The organism is Pseudogulbenkiania sp. FW507-F1, assembly GCF_058781125.1.
The window spans coordinates 51,517-69,851 of record NZ_JBYSWM010000010.1; the positions used below are offsets into that span (position 1 = coordinate 51,517).

The following is an 18,335-nucleotide window of genomic DNA, read 5'->3' on the forward strand; positions in this document are numbered from 1 at the left end:
CCGTGCTGCTTTGGCTGGCCGATTGGCTGAAAGATTACATCCGGGCGTTTTCCGTCCTCAACTACGTCACCCTGCGTGCGGTGATGGCGGCGTTGACCTCGCTCGGCATCTCGCTGCTGATGGGGCCGTGGGTGATCCGGCGTCTGACCGAATTGAAAGTGGGGCAGGCGGTGCGTTCCGACGGCCCGCAGACCCATCTGGTGAAGACCGGTACTCCGACCATGGGCGGCACGCTGATCCTGCTGGCGATCGGCGTCACCACGCTGCTGTGGGCAGACTGGAGCAACAAGTACATCTGGCTGTTGCTGGCGGTGCTGTTCGGCACCGGCGCCATCGGCTTCTACGACGACTGGCGCAAGGTGGTGTACCGCGATCCGAAAGGCATTTCGGCGCGCGCCAAGATGTTCTGGCAGTCGGCCATCGCCATCGGTGCCGGGGTGTTCCTGATCACCACCGCCAAGCTGCCGGCGTCGACCGAATTCATCGTGCCGTTCTTCAAGAACGTGGTCTATCCGCTGGGGGCGATCGGTTTTTGCATCCTGACCTATTTCGTCATCGTCGGCACCTCCAACGCGGTCAACCTCACCGATGGCCTGGACGGCCTGGCGGCGCTGCCGACGGTGCTGGTCTCCGGCGCCTTGGCGATTTTCGCCTACGTGGCCGGTAACATCGTGTTCGCGCGCTACCTCGGCCTGCCGCACATCCCCGGCGCGCACGAGGTGGTGGTGTTCTGCGCCGCCATCTGCGGCGCCTGCCTGGGTTTCCTGTGGTTCAACGCCTACCCGGCGCAGGTGTTCATGGGCGACGTCGGCGCCCTGGCGCTGGGCGCGGCGCTCGGCACCGTGGCGGTGATCGTGCGCCAGGAAATCGTGCTGTTCATCATGGGCGGCCTGTTCGTGATGGAGGCGCTGTCGGTGATGATCCAGGTGGCCTCGTTCAAGCTCACCGGCAAGCGCGTGTTTCGCATGGCGCCGCTGCATCACCACTACGAGCTCAAGGGCTGGAAGGAAACGCAGGTGGTGGTGCGCTTCTGGATCATCACCATGATGCTGGTGCTGGCCGGCCTGACCACCCTGAAACTGCGCTGAGGACCAAAGATGCGCTTCGCCAACCGTCACATCGTCGTCGTCGGGCTCGGAGACACCGGGCTGTCCGCCGCGCGCTGGCTTGCCGCGCACGGCGCGACGGTCACTGTGGCCGACAGCCGTGACAACCCGCCCAACGCCGCGACCCTGGCCGAAAGCCTGCCCGGCGTGGCGCTGAAGACCGGGGCCTTCGACGCGACGACGTTTGCCGGCGCCGAGATGCTGGTGGTGAGCCCGGGCGTGGCGGTGGCCACCCCGGCGATCGCCGCGTTCCGCCGTGCCGGTGGCGAGGTGGTGGGGGACGTGGAACTGTTCGCGCGCGCCATCGCCGGCTCGGGCAGCAAGGTCATCGCCATCACCGGTTCCAACGGCAAGAGCACCGTCACCAGCCTGGTCGGTCACCTGTGCCGTCAGGCCGGGCTTGACACCGTGCTGGCCGGCAACATCGGCCTGCCGGTGCTGGATGCGCTGGGCGAGCGCGAAGCCAGCGGCAAGCGCCCGGACGCGTGGGTGCTGGAACTGTCGAGTTTCCAGCTGGAAACCACCACTAGCCTGAACGCCGACGCCGCCACCGTGCTCAACATCTCCGAGGACCACCTCGACCGCTACGCCGACCTGCTCGATTACGCCCACAGCAAGACCGCGGTGTTCAACGGCCGTGGTGTACAGGTGCTCAACCGCGACGACGCGCTGGTGCGTGCCATGGTGCGTCCCGGCCATGCCCAGCGCTGGTTCTCGCTGAAAGAGACGGCCGACTACGCGCTGCGCCAGGACTCCGGGCGCTACTGGCTGACCGTCGCCGGCGAGGCGGTGTTCGACTGCGCCGAGATGAGCCTGCAGGGCCTGCACAACGCTGCCAACGCGCTCGCCGCGCTGGCGCTCACCGAGGCCATCGGCGTGCCGCGCGCGGCGCTGCTGGAGGGACTCAAGACGTTCACCGGCCTGGCGCACCGCGTCGAGTTCGTCGCCGAGGTGAACGGCGTGCGCTACATCGACGACTCCAAGGGCACCAACGTCGGCGCCACCGAGGCCGCGCTCAATGGCATGACCCGGCCGGTGGTGCTGATCGCCGGCGGCGACGGCAAGGGCCAGGATTTCTCGCCACTGAAGCCGGCGTGCGCGCGCATCGCCCGCGCCGTGCTGCTGATCGGCCGCGACGCCGGCAAGATCCGCGCCGCGCTGGAAGGGCTGTCGCTGCCGATAGTCGACTGCGCCACGCTGGAAGAGGCCACGCGCGAAGCCGCCAGGTTGGCCGAAGTCGGCGACGTGGTGCTGCTGTCGCCGGCCTGCGCCAGCCTCGACATGTTCAAGAACTACGCCCACCGCGCCCAGGTGTTCATCGACGGCGTGCGCGCGCTGCAAGCGGGGAGCGCCGCATGATCGCCAACAGCGCCCGCCGTTACGCCCCGATCACGCCGTTCGACGAGGCGTTGGGGTGGGCGATCGCGCTGCTGCTGTCGATCAGCCTGGTGATGGTGTACTCGGCGTCGATCGCCTACGCCGAGGCGGATGCGGCGACGCAGAACCGCTATTTCTACCTGATCCGCCACATGATCTTCATGGGCATCGGGCTGACTGGCGCCTACGCGGTGTTCCAGTTCCCGACCGCGTTCTGGCAGAAGTACGCCGGCAAGGTGTTCATCATCGGCGTGGTGCTGCTGGTGCTGGTGCTGATTCCCGGCATCGGCCGCGTGGTGAACGGGGCGCGGCGCTGGATCGGGCTGTTCGTCATCAACCTGCAGCCGTCCGAGGTGATGAAGCTCGCCACCGTGCTGTACGTGGCCGACTACACGGTGCGCAAGTCGCACAAGCTGCACAGCCTGAAGGAAGGCTTCGCCCCAGTGTTCGGCGCCATGGTGGTGGTGGCCTTCCTGCTGTTGCGCGAGCCGGACTTCGGCGCGCTGATGGTGGTGATGAGCATCGCCATGGGGCTGTTGTTCCTGGGCGGCATCAATATGCGCATCTTCACCGGCCTGGCCGCCATGGCGGTGGTGGCGGTGGCGACGCTGATCATCACCTCGCCGTACCGGCTCAAGCGCGTGCTGGGTTTTCTCGACCCGTGGGACGATCCCTACGGCAAGGGCTACCAGTTGTCGCACTCGCTGATCGCCTTCGGCCGCGGCGAATGGTTCGGGGTGGGGCTGGGCGGCAGCGTGGAGAAGCTGTTCTACCTGCCCGAGGCGCATACCGACTTCATCATGGCGGTGATCGCCGAGGAATTCGGTTTTGCTGGCCTGTTGGTGGTGCTCGGGCTCTACGCCTGGATCGTGCGGCGGGCCTTCCACATCGGCGTGGAGTCGAAGAAGCTGGAGCGTTATTACCAGGCGCTGGTGGCGCAGGGCATCGGCATCTGGCTCGGCATCCAGACCTTTTTCAACATCGGCGTGAACATGGGGCTGTTGCCGACCAAGGGCCTGACCCTGCCGCTGATGTCATTCGGCGGCTCGGCCATGCTGCTCAACATGGCGGCGCTGGCGATCCTGCTGAGAGTGGATTGGGAAAACAGGCGAATCATGAGGGGCTATAAGGTTTAGCCCCTCATGAAGCCACGCCAGAGGCGTGGCCAGGTACGAAGTACCGTGCTCGCCTGTTTCTGCGGAGCCCCGTAAGGGGCGCAGCTCAAACCGCCGGATTAGGCGGGGCTAGAAGGTTATTCCTGTCTGCATGACGAAATGACGACCAGGTTGGCCGAAGGCCGACCGGAAACAAGAAAGACGATGACGAAGCGAACGGTAATGGTGATGGCCGGCGGCACCGGGGGGCATATCTTCCCGGGCCTGGCCGTGGCGCACGAACTGCAGGCGCGCGGCTGGACGGTGTTCTGGCTCGGCGCCAGCGGCGGCATGGAAACCCGCCTGGTGCCGCAGCACGGCTTCGCCATCGAGACGGTGAAGATCGGCGGCGTGCGCGGCAACGGCCTGAAGCGCTGGCTGCTGCTGCCGTTCACGTTGACGGCGGCGCTGGCCAAGACGCTGGCGGTGATCTTCCGCCGCCGGCCGGACATCGCGGTGGGCTTCGGCGGCTACACCGGCTTCCCCGGCGGGCTGATGAGCCGCTTCCTGTGGAAGCCGCTGGTGATCCACGAGCAGAACTCGGTGGCCGGCCTGACCAACAAACTGCTGGCGCGCATCGCCAACCGCACCTTGTTCGCCTTCCCCGGCGCGTTTCCCGGGCCGGACGGGCTGGTCGGCAACCCGGTGCGTGCCGAGATCGCCAAGGTGCCGGCGCCGGAGTCGCGCTTTGCCGGCCGCAGCGGCCCGCTGCGCGTGCTGGTGGTCGGCGGCAGCCTCGGCGCCAAGGTGTTCAACGACACCCTGCCGCAGGCGCTGGCGCTGATCCCGGCCGAACGGCGGCCGCAGGTGGTGCACCAAGCCGGCGCCAAGCAGATCGAGGCGCTGAAGGACAACTATGCCAAGGTCGGGGTGAGCGCCGATTGCCGCGCCTTCATCGACGACATGGCGGCCGAGTACGCCGCCGCCGACCTGGTGATCTGTCGTGCCGGCGCGCTGACCGTGGCCGAACTGGCCGCGGTGGGGGTGGGCAGCGTGCTGGTGCCGTATCCGCACGCGGTGGACGACCACCAGACCGGCAATGCGCGTTACCTGGCCGACGCGGGCGCGGCGCGGCTGCTGCCGCAAAGCGAACTCAGCGTCGCCGGCCTGGCGGAACTGTTGACGCAACTGACGCGCGAGGACTGTCTGGCGATGGCCAGGAAGGCGCGTCAACTGGCCATCGTCGATGCGGCGCAGCGCGTCGCCGACGTGTGCGAAGCCCTGGTACAAGAATGACCGGCCGTTTTCTGGTGAAAGCGGCCCTGACAAGCGAGCAGCAATGAAACACAGAGTCAAACACATTCATTTCGTCGGCATCGGTGGTGTCGGCATGTGCGGCATCGCCGAGGTGCTGCTGAACCTCGGCTACACCGTGTCCGGCTCCGACATGGCGGAGAGCGCCGCCACCAAGCGCCTGGTGGCGCAGGGGGCCGAGGTGCATTTCGGCCATGACGCCGCCTACATGCAGGGCGCCGACGTGGTGGTGACCTCGACCGCGGTCAAGGCCGACAACCCGGAAGTGGTCGAAGCCAAGGCACGCCATATCCCGGTGATTCCGCGCGCCATGATGCTGGCCGAGCTGATGCGCTTCAAGCAGGGCATCGCCATCGCCGGCACCCACGGCAAGACCACCACCACCAGCCTCACCGCCTCGGTGCTGGCGGCGGCCGGGCTCGACCCGACCTTCGTCATCGGCGGCAAGCTGACCGCCGCGGGCACCAACGCCAAGCTGGGCTCGGGCGAATTCCTGGTGGCCGAGGCCGACGAGTCGGACGCCTCGTTCCTGCACCTGGCGCCGGTGATGGCGGTGGTGACCAATATCGACGCCGACCACATGGACACCTACGAGCACAGCTTCGACAAGCTGAAGCAGGCCTTCGTCGACTTCCTGCACCGCCTGCCGTTCTACGGCCGCGCCGTGCTGTGCCTCGACGACGCCAACGTGCGCGAGATCCTGCCGCGCGTCACCAAGCCGGTGACCACCTACGGGTTCTCCGACGATGCCGACGTGCAGGCCGCCAACGTGCGCGCCGTGGGCGGCCAGATGCACTTCGACGTGGTGGCCAGGAACGGCAATCAGCTGCATTTCCCGGTGGTGCTCAACCTGCCGGGGCGGCACAACGTGCTGAACGCGCTGTCGGCCATCGCCATCGGCCTGGAGTGCGGCGCCGACGTGGCATCGATCCAGCAGGGGCTGGCCGAATTCGCCGGCGTCGGCCGGCGCTTCCAGCGCTACGGCGAGGTGGACTGTCCGTCCGGCGGCCACTTCACCCTGGTCGACGACTACGGCCACCACCCGGTGGAAATGGCCGCCACGCTGGCAGCGGTGCGCGGCGCCTTCCCGACCCAACGCCTGGTGCTGGCGTTCCAGCCGCACCGTTACACCCGCACCCGCGACCTGTTCGAGGATTTCGTCAAGGTGCTGTCGACGGTGGACGTGCTGCTGCTGTCGGAGGTCTACGCCGCCGGCGAGGCGCCGATCGTCGCCGCCGACGGCCGCGCGCTGGCCCGTGCGGTGCGCGTCACCGGCAAGGTCGAGCCCTTGTTCATCGAGGCCATTGCCGACCTGCCGCAGGTCATCCTCGACACGGTGCAGGACGGCGACGTGGTGATCACCATGGGGGCCGGCTCGATCGGCGCGGTACCGGGCAAGCTCGCGGCTCAGGCTTGATCGGACCAAGGTATAAAGATGCCCGCCGAGCAGCGGGCGCAGAAGGATAGACGATGAAGCAGTACGGAAAAGTGGCAGTGATGATGGGTGGCACCTCGGCCGAGCGCGAGGTGTCGCTGATGAGCGGCGGCGGGGTGCTCAAGGCGCTGCAGAGCCAGGGTGTGGACGCGCACGCCTTCGACCCGGCCGAGAAGCCGCTCGCCGCGCTCAAGGACGAGGGTTTCGAGCGCGTGTTCATCGCGCTGCATGGCCCGTTCGGCGAGGACGGCACGCTGCAGGGCGCGCTCGAGACCATGGGCATGCCGTACACCGGCTGTGGCGTGATGGCGTCGGCCATCGGCATGGACAAGTGGCGCACCAAGCTGCTGTGGCAGGGTGCCGGGCTGCCGATTCCGGCCTTCGTGCTGCTCGCCGACGACAGCGATTTCGCCGCGGTGGAAACCCAGCTCGGCCTGCCGCTGTTCGTCAAGCCGGCCACCGAGGGTTCCAGCATCGGCGTCACCAAGGTGAAGCATCCGGGCGAATTGCGTGCCGCCTACGAAGAGGCGCGCCGCTACGACAAGCTGGTGATCGCCGAGGCCTTCGTCGGCGGCGGCGAGTACACCTGCGCCATCATCGGCGACAAGGCGCTGCCGACCATCAAGATCGAACCGGCCACCGAGTTCTACGACTACCAGGCCAAGTATTTCCGCGACGACACGGTGTACCGCTGCCCGTCCGGCCTGAGCGCGGAGGTGGAGCAGCGCGCGCGCGAACTGGCGCTGACCGCGTTCGAGGTGCTGGGCGGGCGCGGCTGGGGCCGGGTGGATTTCCTGATGGACGAGGCGGGCGGCATCTACCTGCTGGAGGTGAACACCTCGCCCGGCATGACCAGCCACAGCCTGGTGCCGATGGCGGCGCGGGTGGAAGGCTTGAGTTACGAGGAGCTGTGTCTGGCGATTCTGGACATGGCCCATGTGGGATAACCACCGGGCACTCAGGACCCTGGCGAATCTGCTGCTGGGGAGCTCGGTGATGATGGTGCTGTACGCCGCCGGATTTTGGCTCACCCATTCACCGGTGTTTCCGGTGAAGAAGATCCAGATCCAGGGCCAGATGAAGAGGGTGACGCCGGAGCAGTTGCGTTATATCGCCGAGCACGAGTTGCTGGGCACGTTCTTCACACTGAACATCGACAAGACCCGTGCCGCCTTCGGCAAGCTGCCGTGGGTGCGCGAGGCGCAGGTGCGGCGGCAGTGGCCGGACACGCTGCAGATCGAGGTCGAGGAACATGTGGCGATTGCGCGCTGGGGCGAGAACGGCCTGGTGAACAGCCGCGGCGAGTGGTTCGACGCCGCCAGCGACCAGCCGTTGCCGGTGCTGTACGGCCCCGCCGGGGCGCAGAAGGACATGGTCGCCATGCTGGCGGCGCTCAAGCCGGTGTTGCAGCCGGCCGGCCTCAAGCCGCAGCGGCTGTGGCTGTCGCCGCGCCGGGCATGGCGGGTGGAGTTGGATAACGGGGTGCAGGTGGAACTGGGACGTGGCGACGTGGAAAAGCGCGCCGGCCTGTTCGCCACCCACTGGAAGGGAACGCTGGCCGCGCTGCCGTACCACATCGAGAGCGTAGACATGCGTTATCCCAATGGATTCGCCGTGCGGATGCCCGATTACAAGGCACCGCCGGCTCACGGACAGAAGCAATAGCAGTTGGAGCGACAGGTGAGCAAACCGAAAGAAAGCAAGAACATGCTGGTTGGCCTCGACATCGGCACGTCGAAGATCGTGGCGATCGTCGCGGAAGTCCTCGAGGACGGACAGCTCAACATCATCGGCATGGGGCAGACGCCGTCGCGCGGTCTGAAGCGCGGCATGGTGGTCAACATCGAATCCACCGTGCAGGCCATCCAGCGCGCGCTGGAAGAGGCCGAGCTGATGGCCGACTGCAAGATCCACGAGGTGTTTACCGGCATCGCCGGCAGCCACATCAAGAGCGTCAACTCGCACGGCATGGTGGCGATCAAGGACCGCGAGGTGATGCAGATGGACATCGACCGCGTGATCGAAACCGCACGCGCGGTGACCATCCCGCCGGACCATCAGGTGCTGCACATCCTGACCCAGGAATACAGCATCGACGGCCAGGAAGGTGTGCGCGAGCCCCTGGGCATGAGCGGCGTGCGCCTGGAAGCCAAGGTGCACATCGTCACCGGCGCGGTGTCGGCGGCGCAGAACGTCACCAAGTGCGTGCGGCGCTGCGGCCTGGAAACCTCCGACCTGGTGCTGCAGCCGATGGCCTCGGCGCTGGCGGTGCTGTCCGAGGACGAGAAGGACCTGGGCGTGTGCCTGATCGACATCGGCGGCGGCACCACCGACATCGCGGTGTACGCCAACGGCGCGATCCGCCACACCGCGGTGATCCCGATCGCCGGCGACCAGATCACCAACGACATCGCCATGGCGCTGCGCACCCCGACCAAGGAGGCCGAGGACATCAAGATCCAGCACGGCGTGGCGCTGGTCAGCCTGGCCGATCCGGGCCAGATGATCGAGGTGCCGGGGGTGGGCGAGCGCGGGCCGCGCCAGATGTCGCGCTCGACGTTGGCCGAGGTGATCGAGCCGCGCGTCGAGGAACTCTTTCAATTGGTGCAGCAGGAACTGCGCCGCAGCGGTTTCGAGGAAATGCTGTCGTCCGGCATGGTGCTGACCGGCGGCGCCAGCCTGATGCCGGGCATGGTCGAGTTGGCCGAAGAGGTATTCCACCTGCCGGTGCGCATCGGCGTGCCGAAGTACGTCGGCGGCCTGGCCGAAGTGGTGAAGACGCCGCGCTTCTCCACCGGGGTCGGCCTGCTGCTGCACGGCAAGGAGCAGATTCACAGCAGTTACGTGGGAAACAAGACCGAGTCCGCCGGGCTGGGGCAGATGATCTCGCGCATGAAGGCATGGTTTGCCGGCAACTTCTAAGGGCCTGGCCACGTGTGCCGACTGCGGGTCGGGGCGTGGCGGGGCGGGCCGGTGCAGTACGGGCAAGCAGTAAATCGTTTGGGTTAGCTCATCTTTATTGAGGAGAGGGAAATGAGCACGATGGTATTCGAAGTAATGCAGGAGACCGCCCAAGAGGCTGTCATCAAAGTCATCGGGGTCGGCGGCGGCGGATGCAACGCCATCGACAACATGATCGACAACAACGTGCGCGGCGTCGAGTTCATCTGCGCCAACACCGACGCGCAGGCGCTCAAGCGCAACCGCGCTTCGCAGAAGCTGCAGCTGGGCAACAACCTGACCAAGGGCCTGGGCGCTGGCGCCAATCCGGAAGTGGGCCGCAGCGCCGCGCTGGAAGACCGCGAGCGCATCGCCGAGATGCTGCGTGGGTCCAACATGGTGTTCGTCACCGCCGGCATGGGCGGCGGCACCGGCACCGGCGCGGCACCGGTGGTGGCCGAAGTGGCGCGCGAACTGGGCATCCTCACCGTGGGTGTGGTGACGCGTCCGTTCGACCATGAGGGCAAGCGTCAGAAAGTGGCGCAGAACGGCATCGAGGATCTGAAGAAGCACGTCGACTCGCTGATCGTCATCCCCAACGAGAAGCTGATGGAAGTGCTGGGCGAAGACGTCACCATGCGCGAAGCGTTCCGCGCTGCCGACGACGTGCTCAAGGGTGCCGTGGCCGGCATCGCCGAAGTGATCACCTGCCCGGGCCTGATCAACGTCGACTTCGCCGACGTGCGCACCGTGATGGGCGAGATGGGCCTGGCGATGATGGGTTCCGCTTACGCCTCCGGCATCGACCGTGCCCGCGTCGCCGCGGAACAGGCCGTGGCCAGCCCGCTCTTGGACAACATCACGCTGGAAGGCGCGCGCGGCGTGCTGGTGAACATCTCCACCGCCCCGGGCTGCCTGAAGATGAGCGAATACCGCGAGATCATGGGCATCGTGCGTCATTACGCCGACGACGAGGCGCAGATCAAGTTCGGCACCGCCGAAGTGGAAGACATGCCGGAAGACACCATCCGCGTGACCCTGATCGCGACCGGCCTGGGCAGCGCCAAGAAGGCCGCCCCGCGCGAGGAGCGTCCGGAGTACATCAAGATCGTCAAGACCGGCACCGACGACCGCGTCGGCGACTCGCTGAACTACGACGACTTCGATACCCCGGCCATCATGCGCCAGCGCGGCCGTCGCACGCCGACCTCGACCGACTTCTCCAACCCGGAAGTGAGCGAGTCGTATGACATCCCGGCCTTCCTGCGCAAGCAGGCCGACTGATTGTCATAAGCTATCGATGTGGTCCGGGTAATCAATAAAGCGCAGCTTTTCGCTGTGCTAGAATGCTTGCGTCCGGATAGCAGGTAGGAAGTCACTGATGATATTGCAGCGCACGCTACGACAAGCGATTAGCGCCACGGGCGTCGGTTTGCATTCCGGCGAGCGGGTGAAGCTCAGCCTGCTGCCTGCCGCGCCCGACAGCGGGATCGTATTCCGTCGCACCGACTTGCCCGGGTCGGAAGACGTGAAGGTGGATCCCTCGCTGGTGAACGACACGCGCCTCTCCTCCACGCTGGTCACCCCGACCGGCGTGCGTGTCGGCACCATCGAACACCTGATGTCGGCCTTTGCCGGGCTCGGCATCGACAACCTGGTGGTGGAGGTGACCGCCGCGGAAATGCCCATCATGGACGGCTCCGCGGCCCCCTTCATCTACCTCTTGCAGTCCGCCGGCATCGTCGAGCAGGCGGTGCCCAAGCGCTTCATCCGGGTGCTGAAGCCGGTCGAAGTGCGCGACGGCGACAAGTGGGTGCGCCTCGAGCCATACGACGGCTTCAAGGTCGAGCTCGCCATCGAGTTCAACCATCCGGCGTTCAACCGCGCGCCGCAGACGGTGGAGATCGATTTTTCCCGGCGCTCCTACATCGACGAAATCAGCCGTGCCCGCACCTTCGGCTTCATGCACGAGGTCGAGTACATGCGCCAGCACGGCCTGGGCCTGGGCGGCAGCCTCGACAACGCCATCGTCATCGACGACGAGTACGTGCTCAATCCGGAGGGCCTGCGCTTCCCGGACGAGTTCGTGCGCCACAAGATACTCGACGCCATCGGCGACCTCTACATCGTCGGTCATCCGCTGATCGCGGCGTTCTCCGGGCGCAAGTCCGGCCACGCCCTCAACAACCAGTTGCTGCGTGTCCTGCTCGCCACCCCCGGCGCCTGGGAGTACGTCAGCTTCAGCGACCCCGCCGAGGTGCCGTCGAGCTTCCACCGCCTGCCCGAGGTGGTGTGATGGCGGCCCCGGCCTTGCGGCGGAGCGGGCGCGGCTGATGCTGTGGGTGCTGCGCTTGTGGCTGTACGGCGCCATCCTGGTGCTGGGCTGGGCATTGATCAGCTACGCGCTGACGCGCAACCGCGACTACCTGCACCGCGCCGGCCGGCTGATCCGCTGGTCCGGCCTGTTGGCGGGGGCGATTACCTTCTTCTGGCTGATTGCGCGTTTCTTGCGCTAGCGCCACACTCTCGGCTCTAAGAGCCTGTTTACGATCTCGCGAGCTGGAGCGAGACAAGGCAAAAACGGCTGAGGAAGCGGCCTTTCCACGTGGTAAATGAGCCTTCCGAAGACGTTTTTAACGCCGTATCGCCGACGCACAGCAGAGCGTAAACAGGTTCTAACCGGCTGCGCCAAGCCTTCGGCCAACCTGGCCGCGCGCTGGTCGGCCCCTTCCCATTCCCAGGAGACCCCCGTGTCCGAACTGACCCATTTCGACTCCCAGGGCCAGGCCCATATGGTGGACGTCGGCGCCAAGAGCGAGAGCCGCCGTCGTGCCGTGGCCGAGGGCGTGATTCGCATGCTGCCCGCCACCTTCGCGCTGATCCGCGACGGCGGCCACCAGAAGGGCGACGTGCTGGGCATCGCTCGCATCGCCGCCATCATGGCGTCCAAGCGCACCGCCGACCTGATTCCGCTGTGCCATCCCATCGCGCTGACCCGGGTCGGCACCGAATTCACCCTGCTCGACGCGGAGTCGGCGGTGCGCCTCGAGGTGACCGCCGAAACCGTCGGCCGCACCGGCGTCGAGATGGAGGCGCTGACCGCGGTCAACGTCGGCCTCCTGACCATTTACGACATGTGCAAGGCGGTGGACCGCGGCATGGAAATCACCGGCGTGCGCCTGCTGGAAAAAGAGGGCGGCAAGTCGGGTCACTGGAAGGCGTGAGATGCGGCTGAAGATTCTGTTGCTGTGGCTGGCGCTGCTGGTCGCCGCACCGCTGGCCGCGGCGGAAGACGCCTGTACCCCCGACACGCCGGTGGGCACGGTGTGCCAGCTGGCGATCGCCGCGCTGCACCCGACCCAGCCCGGCATCGGCCTGCTGCAGGTGGAGCAGGACCTGGCCCATCTCGGCAAGAAGCCGCTCGCCAAGCTGCACAAGTACATGCTCAAGAAGCGCATTCCGGTGGTGATCGGGCCGGATGCCGGCTATTACCTGGTGGACGGCCATCACCTGACGCGCGAGCTGTGGACGCTGGGCCAGCGTGAGGTGCCGGTGGTGATCGAGGGGCGGTTGGAGAACCCGGCGACGTTCTGGCCCGAGATGCAGGCGCATCACTGGGCCTGGCTGGCCGACCAGCAGGGGAGGCCGGTGCGCCCCGAGACGCTGCCGCGCCGCATCCAGGACCTGCCCGATTATCCCTACCGTTCGCTGGCGGGGTTTGCCCAGCGTGCCGGGCTGTTCGACAAGCGCGACGAGGTCTATTTCGTCGAGTTCGCCTGGGCGCGTTACCTCGGCGAGCGGCTGCACTGGGCGCCGGTGACGCGCGCCACGCTGGCGCAGCGCCTGCGCGAAGCCAGCCGGCTGGCGTGCCAGCCGGACGCCGCTGGCCTGCCGGGCTACCCCGGGCGGGCCTGTTCCCAGCCATGAGCGGGAGGCCTGCCGCCCGGCTGCCGTGGCAGGCGGGCGGGGGCCGCCTCAGTCGTGCAGTTCGGTCAGTTCGGTGCGCTTGGGGTCGGCCTCGCGGCTGACCAGCAGCACCGCGCCCAGGATCAGCAGCCCCCCCAGCGCCTGCGACAGCCCGATCGGCTCGCCCAGCAGCGCCCAGGCCAGCAGCAGGGTGACGACCGGCTCCACTGTGGAGACCAGCGAGGCGCGCGTCGCGCCGATTTTTTCCAGTCCGTTGAGAAACAAGGCCAACGCCGCCACGGTGCAGATCAGCGCCATCATCCCGATCGCCAGCCAGCCGCGCGCCGAGTGCGGCGGCCCCCAGCCCTGCCAGGTGCTCTGCAGCGCATAGCTGGCGGCGGCGGACAGGATCACCACGCAGGTCGCGGCGAGCGGGTGGGTGCCGGCGGTGAAGCGGCTGCCGATCAGGATGTAGCACGAATAGATCAGCGCCGCCCCCAACCCCAGCACCAGCCCGAGCGGGCGTGCCGAGAATTCCAGGCCGATGGTTACCGCGAGGCCGGACAGCGCCAGCAGCAGGGCGATCAGGCGCAGGCGGGTGAGGCGCTCGCCCAGCAGCATCGACAGCAGCAGCACCAGCACCGGGTAGAGGTAGAGCAGCAGCGCCACGGTGCCGGCCGAAGCATGGTTGAGCGCGTTGAAGTAGCACGCCGACATGCCGGCGTAGCCCACCGCGCCCATCACGATCAGCGCCAGCAGCGCACGGCCGGTCGGCCAAGGCAGGCGTTGCAGCGCCACCCAGGGCAGCAGCACCAGGCCGGCGATGACGAAGCGCAGCAGCAGCAGGGTGGTGGTGGAGGTGCCGTCGGCGTAGGCGAAACGGGCCAGGATGGCCATGGTGCCGAAGGCGACGGCGGAAAGCAGGACCTGGGTCAGGCCGATCAGCGAGGGAGGCATCGGGGCAGCATGGGGGAAACAACGATCCCGCTATGCTGCCGGTTTTTCAGCGTGCTGTCATGTGGCCGGCTGGCTCAGCGCCACGGCGCCTTGCGCATCAGCGCCACCGCGTCCTCGCCCGTTTTGGGCGCCCAGTTGTCCTGGCACAGGTTTTCGTGCAGGCGGCGGTGCAGCAGGTCGCCGTATTCGATGTTGCGCCATACCGGTTTCATCGATTCGATCCAGCGCTTGTTGATGGTGTCGCCGAAGGCGTAGCTGCGGAATTGCTTCTGCCGGCACTGCAGGCCTTCCGCGCTGAGGTTGACCGCGCCGGACGGGCTCACCACCTTGACCACGTAGCGCACCAGTTGCGTATCCGCCACGCTCACGCTCTTGGCGTCGACAAAGTACTGGTTCTGCAGCGTGTGGTGCACGAAGAAACCGACCCAGTCGGCGTCGGCCGGGTAGGCGGGCAGGGTGTAGCTGCCTTCTTCCCACGGTTTCTCGTCGTCGAAGGCGTAGGTCGAATACTTGTGCTCGTAGTCGCCGGCATGAGCGCCGGCGGCAAGCGTGCCGGCGCCCAGCGCCAGCAACGTGATCAGTCGTTTCAAAGGGGTCTCCTGGGGGACTGGAGCGGGCGCAGGCTGTAGTGCCGGCGTCCGGCCTCGCGGCCGGCCATGCTCCAGGTCAATTCCGAAAAGTGTACATCGCCGCGCCCGGCCACGGTCAACAGCATGGAGCTGCGCGTGCCGTAGTCGCGGTCATTAATGAAGATCGGGGCGAGCCGCTTTTCCATGGCCAGCCCGACCCCGCTGTTGGGCAGCTGCTCCACCGGCGGCATGTGGGCGTCGGCCAGCCAGCGGAAGGCCTCGGCCTCGGAGGGCGGGCGGGGCAGGCCGCGTAGGGCTTCGGCCAACCTTTGCGCCTTGGGCCAGGGCGTGTCCAGCGTGGCGTTGGACAGGGTGTGGATGCCGGGGGTGAGACGGGTGAGACGCGCACCGCGGCTGTGGAAGTGGTAGAGGTCGTCGAGTTGGCCGAACAGCAGGTTGAACGGGGCGTAGCGGCCGTGCTCGGCCTTGAGCCAGGCGACGAACGCCAGCGCGCTGTCCTCGCCGGTGACGAAGCGTGCCACCAGTTCGCCGCGCGTGCGCTCGCCGCGGCGCGCCAGGCCCTCGCGGATATTGGTGATGGCGGCGAAGCGGCCGCGCTTGTCGAGCGCCAGCCAGCTGCCGCCCGCCTGCAGATCGCGTCCGCCCAGCGTGTCCGGATGTTCCGGCGCCCACCAGTCGAGCGGCGCCGACGGGCGCGCGTAGTATTCGTCACGGTTGGCGAGCAGCACCAGCGGGCCGAGGGCGGGGGTCTTGTAGGCGAAGGCGATCAGGCACATGGCGGGAATCCGTAGCGGCGGGCGCGGTGCCGAAGCGCTGGGTCCGGCGGAACCAGACTTGGGGCCGTGCCCAACACGGCGTAAAATAAGCGGATTATTGTAACGTGAATGGCGCGGAGAAGCCGCTATGCAGCCAGACAGACTGATCGACCTTTCCGGACTGAATTGTCCGCTCCCCATCCTGCGCTCGAAGAAAGCCCTGGCCGAGATGGACAGCGGCGCGGTGCTGGAAGTGATCGCCACCGATCCCGGGGCGCCCAAGGACTTCGAGGCGTTCTGTCGCCAGACCGGCAACGCGCTGCTGGCTTCGGAAACCACGGCGGAAGGCAAGTTCCGCATGGTGATCCGCCGCAAGTGAGCGCTGACGCCCCGTCGCTACCCTGACCCCCCCGCGTCCGGCGCCAGAGAAGGCCGGACCCGACCGAGAAAGATCTGCCCGTGAAGCTGACCCTGACCCGCCCCGATGACTGGCACTTGCACGTACGCGACGACGTCGCGCTGGCGGCGGTGCTGCCCGATACCTGTCGCCAGATGGGCCGCGCCATCATCATGCCCAACCTCAAGCCGCCGGTGACCACGGTGGAGGCCGCCGCCGCCTACCGCGAGCGCGTGCTCGCCGCGCGTCCCGCCGGCAGCGCCTTCGAGCCGCTGATGACGCTGTACCTGACCGACAACACCTCGGCCGAGGAAGTGCGTAAGGCCAAGGCCAGCGGCTTCGTGCACGGCGTCAAGCTGTACCCGGCCGGCGCCACCACCAACTCCGACGCCGGCGTCACCAGCATCGACAAGGCCATGCCGGCGCTCGAGGCGATGGCCGAGATCGGCCTGCCGCTCTTGGTGCACGGCGAAGTCACCGACCCGGCGGTGGATGTGTTCGACCGCGAGGCGGTGTTCATCGAGCGCGTGTTCCAGCCGCTGCTGGCGCGCCTGCCGCAGCTGAAGGTGGTGTTCGAGCACATCACCACCAAGGATGCCGCCGAGTACGTCGCCGCCGCGCCGGCCAACGTCGCCGCCACCATCACCGCGCATCACCTGCTGATGAACCGCAACGCCCTCTTCGTTGGCGGCATCCGTCCGCATCACTACTGCCTGCCGGTACTGAAGCGCGAACTGCATCGCCAGGCGCTGGTGAAGGCCGCCACCTCGGGCAGCGCCAAGTTCTTCCTCGGCACCGACAGCGCGCCGCACGCCCGCCACACCAAGGAGAACAGCTGCGGCTGCGCCGGCATGTACACCGCCAACGCCGCCATCGAGCTCTACGCCGAGGCGTTCGAGGCCGCCGATGCGCTGGACCAGCTGGAGGGTTTCGCCAGCTTCCACGGCCCGGCGTTCTACGGCCTGCCGCGCAACGCCGACACCATCACGCTGGTGAAGGAGAGCTGGACCGTGCCTGACAGCCTGCCTTACGGCGACCAGGAGCTGGTGCCGCTGCGTGCCGGCGAGAGCATCGGCTGGAAGCTGATCTAAGTTCTTTTCCCTCTTGATAACCCTTCTCGAGCGTAGCGAGGCTCCCTTGCAGGGCAAGGGCGGGGGGATTGGGAATGGATCGGGAGGCTGCGGAATCAACAACCTTAGTGGAGAGGCCCGGCTTTGCCGGGTCCTGTAAGAACGCATCAAAGCACTTTGCCAGCAGCCTGAAACCCGGACGTGTCCGGGTTTTTTTATGCCTGTCACGAGTGCAGCCGAAATGAACCATACTGTGCTTATCAATACCGGCAACTCACGCGGGGTGAGCATTCACGATGCGCGTTCGGGTTTATATGGCGCTGGCCTTGCTGCTGGCCGCTGCATGCGGCCGCGAGCCGGCGGGCAAGGCGGCGGGCGACGGCGACAAACCGGCGCTCAACATCAGCACGCTGACGGTGGTGCCGCGCGAGCTGGACGAGACGCTGCGCGTGTATGCCGAAGTCGAGGCCGCGGTGGCGCCGGAGGTGGCGGCCGAGGTCAGCGGGCAGGTCACCGCGGTGCTGGTGGAGGAAGGGCAGGCGGTGACGGCCGGCCAGCCGCTGGCGCGGCTCGATGCCGCCAATCTCGTCGATGCCCGGCGCATGGCCAACGCCGAGGTCGAACGCCTGCAGGCGCTGGTGATGCAGCAGATGTCGCAGGTCAAGCGCGACAGCATGCTGGTCGAGCGCGGCTTCATCTCGCCCTCGGCGATGGAGTCGTCGTCGTCGGCGCTGGCCGCGCTGCAGCAGCAGCTGGCCGCGGCCGAGGCGGCCGCCGCGATCAAGGCGCGCGACGCCGGCAAGGCGGTGATCGTGGCGCCGCTCTCCGGGCAACTGGAGGCGCGCCTGGTCAACGTCGGCGATTTCGTCGGCGTCGGCAAGGTCTTGTTTCGCATCAACGCCAGCGGCGCGCGCCGCGTCCGGCTGGCGGTCGGCGGCGAGGCCGGCCAGCGCTTGCAGCCCGGGCAGGCGCTGCGCCTGAGCGATGGCACGCGCCAGCGCGAGGTCAGGTTGAGCGAGGTGCGCGCCGGCTTCGACGTCGCCAGCCGCGCCCGCGTCGCCTACGCGCCGTTGCCGGGCGACACCGCGTGGCGCGTCGGCGATGCCCTCGACGGCGAGCTGACGTTGGCCGAAAAGACCGCGCTGGCGGTGCCGCTGCCGGCGCTGGTCGAGCGGCCCAAGGGGGTGGTGGTGTACGTGGTGCAGAAGGGGAAGGCGCGCGAACGGGCGGTCGCCACCGGGCTGCAAGCCGGCGACTGGGTCGAGATCGTCTCCGGCCTCAAAGCGGGGGAGACGGTGGCGGTGGACGGCGCCGGATTCCTGAGCGACAAGGCCCGCGTCAAGCCGACGGGCACGGCTGACGCTCAGGCGCCAGCCTCGGGCGGAGGGTAAGCC

19 protein-coding genes are annotated in these 18,335 nt (G+C 67.5%); 16 read left to right on the top strand and 3 right to left on the bottom strand.

The features are described from left to right. Positions 1-2 precede the first annotated feature (2 nt). The 13 genes from mraY (at position 3) to AC3WG5_RS08595 (ending at position 13,193) form a co-directional block, all read left to right on the top strand. Complete coding sequence (gene mraY / locus AC3WG5_RS08535) at positions 3-1,088, top strand: phospho-N-acetylmuramoyl-pentapeptide-transferase (RefSeq protein WP_482583506.1); 1,086 nt, start codon at positions 3-5, stop codon at positions 1,086-1,088. 9 nt (positions 1,089-1,097) lie between these two features. After that, a complete protein-coding gene (gene murD / locus AC3WG5_RS08540) occupies positions 1,098-2,465 on the top strand; it encodes a UDP-N-acetylmuramoyl-L-alanine--D-glutamate ligase (RefSeq protein ID WP_492568397.1) in 1,368 nt (455 codons plus the stop codon). Then, on the top strand, positions 2,462-3,619 hold the full coding sequence (gene ftsW / locus AC3WG5_RS08545) for a putative lipid II flippase FtsW (RefSeq protein ID WP_014085620.1): 1,158 nt from the start codon (positions 2,462-2,464) through the stop codon (positions 3,617-3,619). The genes murD and ftsW overlap by 4 nt, the downstream gene beginning before the upstream one ends. A gap of 183 nt (positions 3,620-3,802) precedes the next feature. Beyond that, complete coding sequence (gene murG, locus AC3WG5_RS08550) at positions 3,803-4,873, top strand: undecaprenyldiphospho-muramoylpentapeptide beta-N-acetylglucosaminyltransferase (RefSeq protein ID WP_492568398.1); 1,071 nt, start codon at positions 3,803-3,805, stop codon at positions 4,871-4,873. 43 nt (positions 4,874-4,916) lie between these two features. Beyond that, a complete protein-coding gene (murC, locus tag AC3WG5_RS08555) occupies positions 4,917-6,308 on the top strand; it encodes a UDP-N-acetylmuramate--L-alanine ligase (protein ID WP_492568399.1) in 1,392 nt (463 codons plus the stop codon). Positions 6,309-6,361: 53 nt separating this feature from the next. Continuing rightward, complete coding sequence (locus tag AC3WG5_RS08560; RefSeq protein WP_492568400.1) at positions 6,362-7,273, top strand: D-alanine--D-alanine ligase; 912 nt, start codon at positions 6,362-6,364, stop codon at positions 7,271-7,273. Then, positions 7,263-7,991 (top strand): cell division protein FtsQ/DivIB, encoded by a 729-nt coding sequence (locus AC3WG5_RS08565; protein WP_008954706.1) that lies wholly within the window; start codon positions 7,263-7,265, stop codon positions 7,989-7,991. The genes AC3WG5_RS08560 and AC3WG5_RS08565 overlap by 11 nt, the downstream gene beginning before the upstream one ends. A gap of 42 nt (positions 7,992-8,033) precedes the next feature. After that, positions 8,034-9,248, top strand: a complete 1,215-nt coding sequence (gene ftsA, locus AC3WG5_RS08570; protein WP_232503556.1) for a cell division protein FtsA — start codon at positions 8,034-8,036, stop codon at positions 9,246-9,248. A 111-nt stretch (positions 9,249-9,359) separates the two neighbouring features. Continuing rightward, on the top strand, positions 9,360-10,550 hold the full coding sequence (gene ftsZ, locus AC3WG5_RS08575) for a cell division protein FtsZ (protein ID WP_008954708.1): 1,191 nt from the start codon (positions 9,360-9,362) through the stop codon (positions 10,548-10,550). A 100-nt stretch (positions 10,551-10,650) separates the two neighbouring features. Then, a complete protein-coding gene (lpxC, locus tag AC3WG5_RS08580; RefSeq protein ID WP_041703213.1) occupies positions 10,651-11,562 on the top strand; it encodes a UDP-3-O-acyl-N-acetylglucosamine deacetylase in 912 nt (303 codons plus the stop codon). Between the two features lie 37 nt (positions 11,563-11,599). After that, the gene (locus AC3WG5_RS08585) at positions 11,600-11,782 is read left to right on the top strand and encodes a hypothetical protein (RefSeq protein ID WP_008954710.1); all 183 of its coding nucleotides are present in this window, start codon (positions 11,600-11,602) and stop codon (positions 11,780-11,782) included. Between the two features lie 234 nt (positions 11,783-12,016). Then, positions 12,017-12,490, top strand: a complete 474-nt coding sequence (gene moaC / locus AC3WG5_RS08590; RefSeq protein WP_008954711.1) for a cyclic pyranopterin monophosphate synthase MoaC — start codon at positions 12,017-12,019, stop codon at positions 12,488-12,490. 1 nt (position 12,491) lies between these two features. After that, the gene (locus AC3WG5_RS08595) at positions 12,492-13,193 is read left to right on the top strand and encodes a ParB-like protein (RefSeq protein ID WP_482583498.1); all 702 of its coding nucleotides are present in this window, start codon (positions 12,492-12,494) and stop codon (positions 13,191-13,193) included. Positions 13,194-13,241: 48 nt separating this feature from the next. Here the strand turns inward: AC3WG5_RS08595 and AC3WG5_RS08600 are convergent, their stop codons facing one another. From AC3WG5_RS08600 to AC3WG5_RS08610, 3 genes are all read right to left on the bottom strand, one after another. Further along, the gene (locus AC3WG5_RS08600; protein ID WP_492568401.1) at positions 13,242-14,129 is read right to left on the bottom strand and encodes a DMT family transporter; all 888 of its coding nucleotides are present in this window, start codon (positions 14,127-14,129) and stop codon (positions 13,242-13,244) included. 74 nt (positions 14,130-14,203) lie between these two features. Continuing rightward, a complete protein-coding gene (locus AC3WG5_RS08605) occupies positions 14,204-14,719 on the bottom strand; it encodes a CNP1-like family protein (RefSeq protein ID WP_492568402.1) in 516 nt (171 codons plus the stop codon). Continuing rightward, entirely contained in the window at positions 14,716-15,495 is a 780-nt protein-coding gene (locus AC3WG5_RS08610; protein WP_492568403.1) for an NRDE family protein, read from the bottom strand. Before AC3WG5_RS08610 ends, AC3WG5_RS08605 begins: the two co-directional genes overlap by 4 nt. A 127-nt stretch (positions 15,496-15,622) precedes the next feature. Here AC3WG5_RS08610 and AC3WG5_RS08615 point away from each other — a divergent pair, with 127 nt between their 5' ends. The 3 genes from AC3WG5_RS08615 (at position 15,623) to AC3WG5_RS08625 (ending at position 18,332) form a co-directional block, all read left to right on the top strand. Beyond that, entirely contained in the window at positions 15,623-15,853 is a 231-nt protein-coding gene (locus tag AC3WG5_RS08615) for a sulfurtransferase TusA family protein (RefSeq protein ID WP_482583494.1), read from the top strand. Positions 15,854-15,933: 80 nt separating this feature from the next. Then, positions 15,934-16,962, top strand: coding sequence for a dihydroorotase (gene pyrC, locus AC3WG5_RS08620; protein WP_492568404.1), 1,029 nt, complete (start codon positions 15,934-15,936; stop codon positions 16,960-16,962). 275 nt (positions 16,963-17,237) lie between these two features. Beyond that, complete coding sequence (locus tag AC3WG5_RS08625) at positions 17,238-18,332, top strand: efflux RND transporter periplasmic adaptor subunit (RefSeq protein ID WP_041702778.1); 1,095 nt, start codon at positions 17,238-17,240, stop codon at positions 18,330-18,332. The last annotated feature ends 3 nt before the right edge of the window (positions 18,333-18,335 follow it).

Excerpts from the sequence above, each read along its gene's own strand:
- murD (WP_492568397.1), top strand. The coding sequence starts at position 1,098 with ATGCGCTTCGCCAACCGTCACATCGTCGTCGTCGGGCTCGGAGACACC.
- ftsW (WP_014085620.1), top strand. The coding sequence starts at position 2,462 with ATGATCGCCAACAGCGCCCGCCGTTACGCCCCGATCACGCCGTTCGAC.
- murG (WP_492568398.1), top strand. The coding sequence starts at position 3,803 with ATGACGAAGCGAACGGTAATGGTGATGGCCGGCGGCACCGGGGGGCAT.
- murC (WP_492568399.1), top strand. The coding sequence starts at position 4,917 with ATGAAACACAGAGTCAAACACATTCATTTCGTCGGCATCGGTGGTGTC.
- AC3WG5_RS08560 (WP_492568400.1), top strand. The coding sequence starts at position 6,362 with ATGAAGCAGTACGGAAAAGTGGCAGTGATGATGGGTGGCACCTCGGCC.
- AC3WG5_RS08565 (WP_008954706.1), top strand. The coding sequence starts at position 7,263 with ATGTGGGATAACCACCGGGCACTCAGGACCCTGGCGAATCTGCTGCTG.
- ftsA (WP_232503556.1), top strand. The coding sequence starts at position 8,034 with ATGCTGGTTGGCCTCGACATCGGCACGTCGAAGATCGTGGCGATCGTC.
- ftsZ (WP_008954708.1), top strand. The coding sequence starts at position 9,360 with ATGAGCACGATGGTATTCGAAGTAATGCAGGAGACCGCCCAAGAGGCT.
- AC3WG5_RS08585 (WP_008954710.1), top strand. The coding sequence starts at position 11,600 with ATGCTGTGGGTGCTGCGCTTGTGGCTGTACGGCGCCATCCTGGTGCTG.
- AC3WG5_RS08595 (WP_482583498.1), top strand. The coding sequence starts at position 12,492 with ATGCGGCTGAAGATTCTGTTGCTGTGGCTGGCGCTGCTGGTCGCCGCA.
- AC3WG5_RS08600 (WP_492568401.1), bottom strand. The coding sequence starts at position 14,129 with ATGCCTCCCTCGCTGATCGGCCTGACCCAGGTCCTGCTTTCCGCCGTC.
- AC3WG5_RS08610 (WP_492568403.1), bottom strand. The coding sequence starts at position 15,495 with ATGTGCCTGATCGCCTTCGCCTACAAGACCCCCGCCCTCGGCCCGCTG.
- AC3WG5_RS08615 (WP_482583494.1), top strand. The coding sequence starts at position 15,623 with ATGCAGCCAGACAGACTGATCGACCTTTCCGGACTGAATTGTCCGCTC.
- AC3WG5_RS08625 (WP_041702778.1), top strand. The coding sequence starts at position 17,238 with ATGCGCGTTCGGGTTTATATGGCGCTGGCCTTGCTGCTGGCCGCTGCA.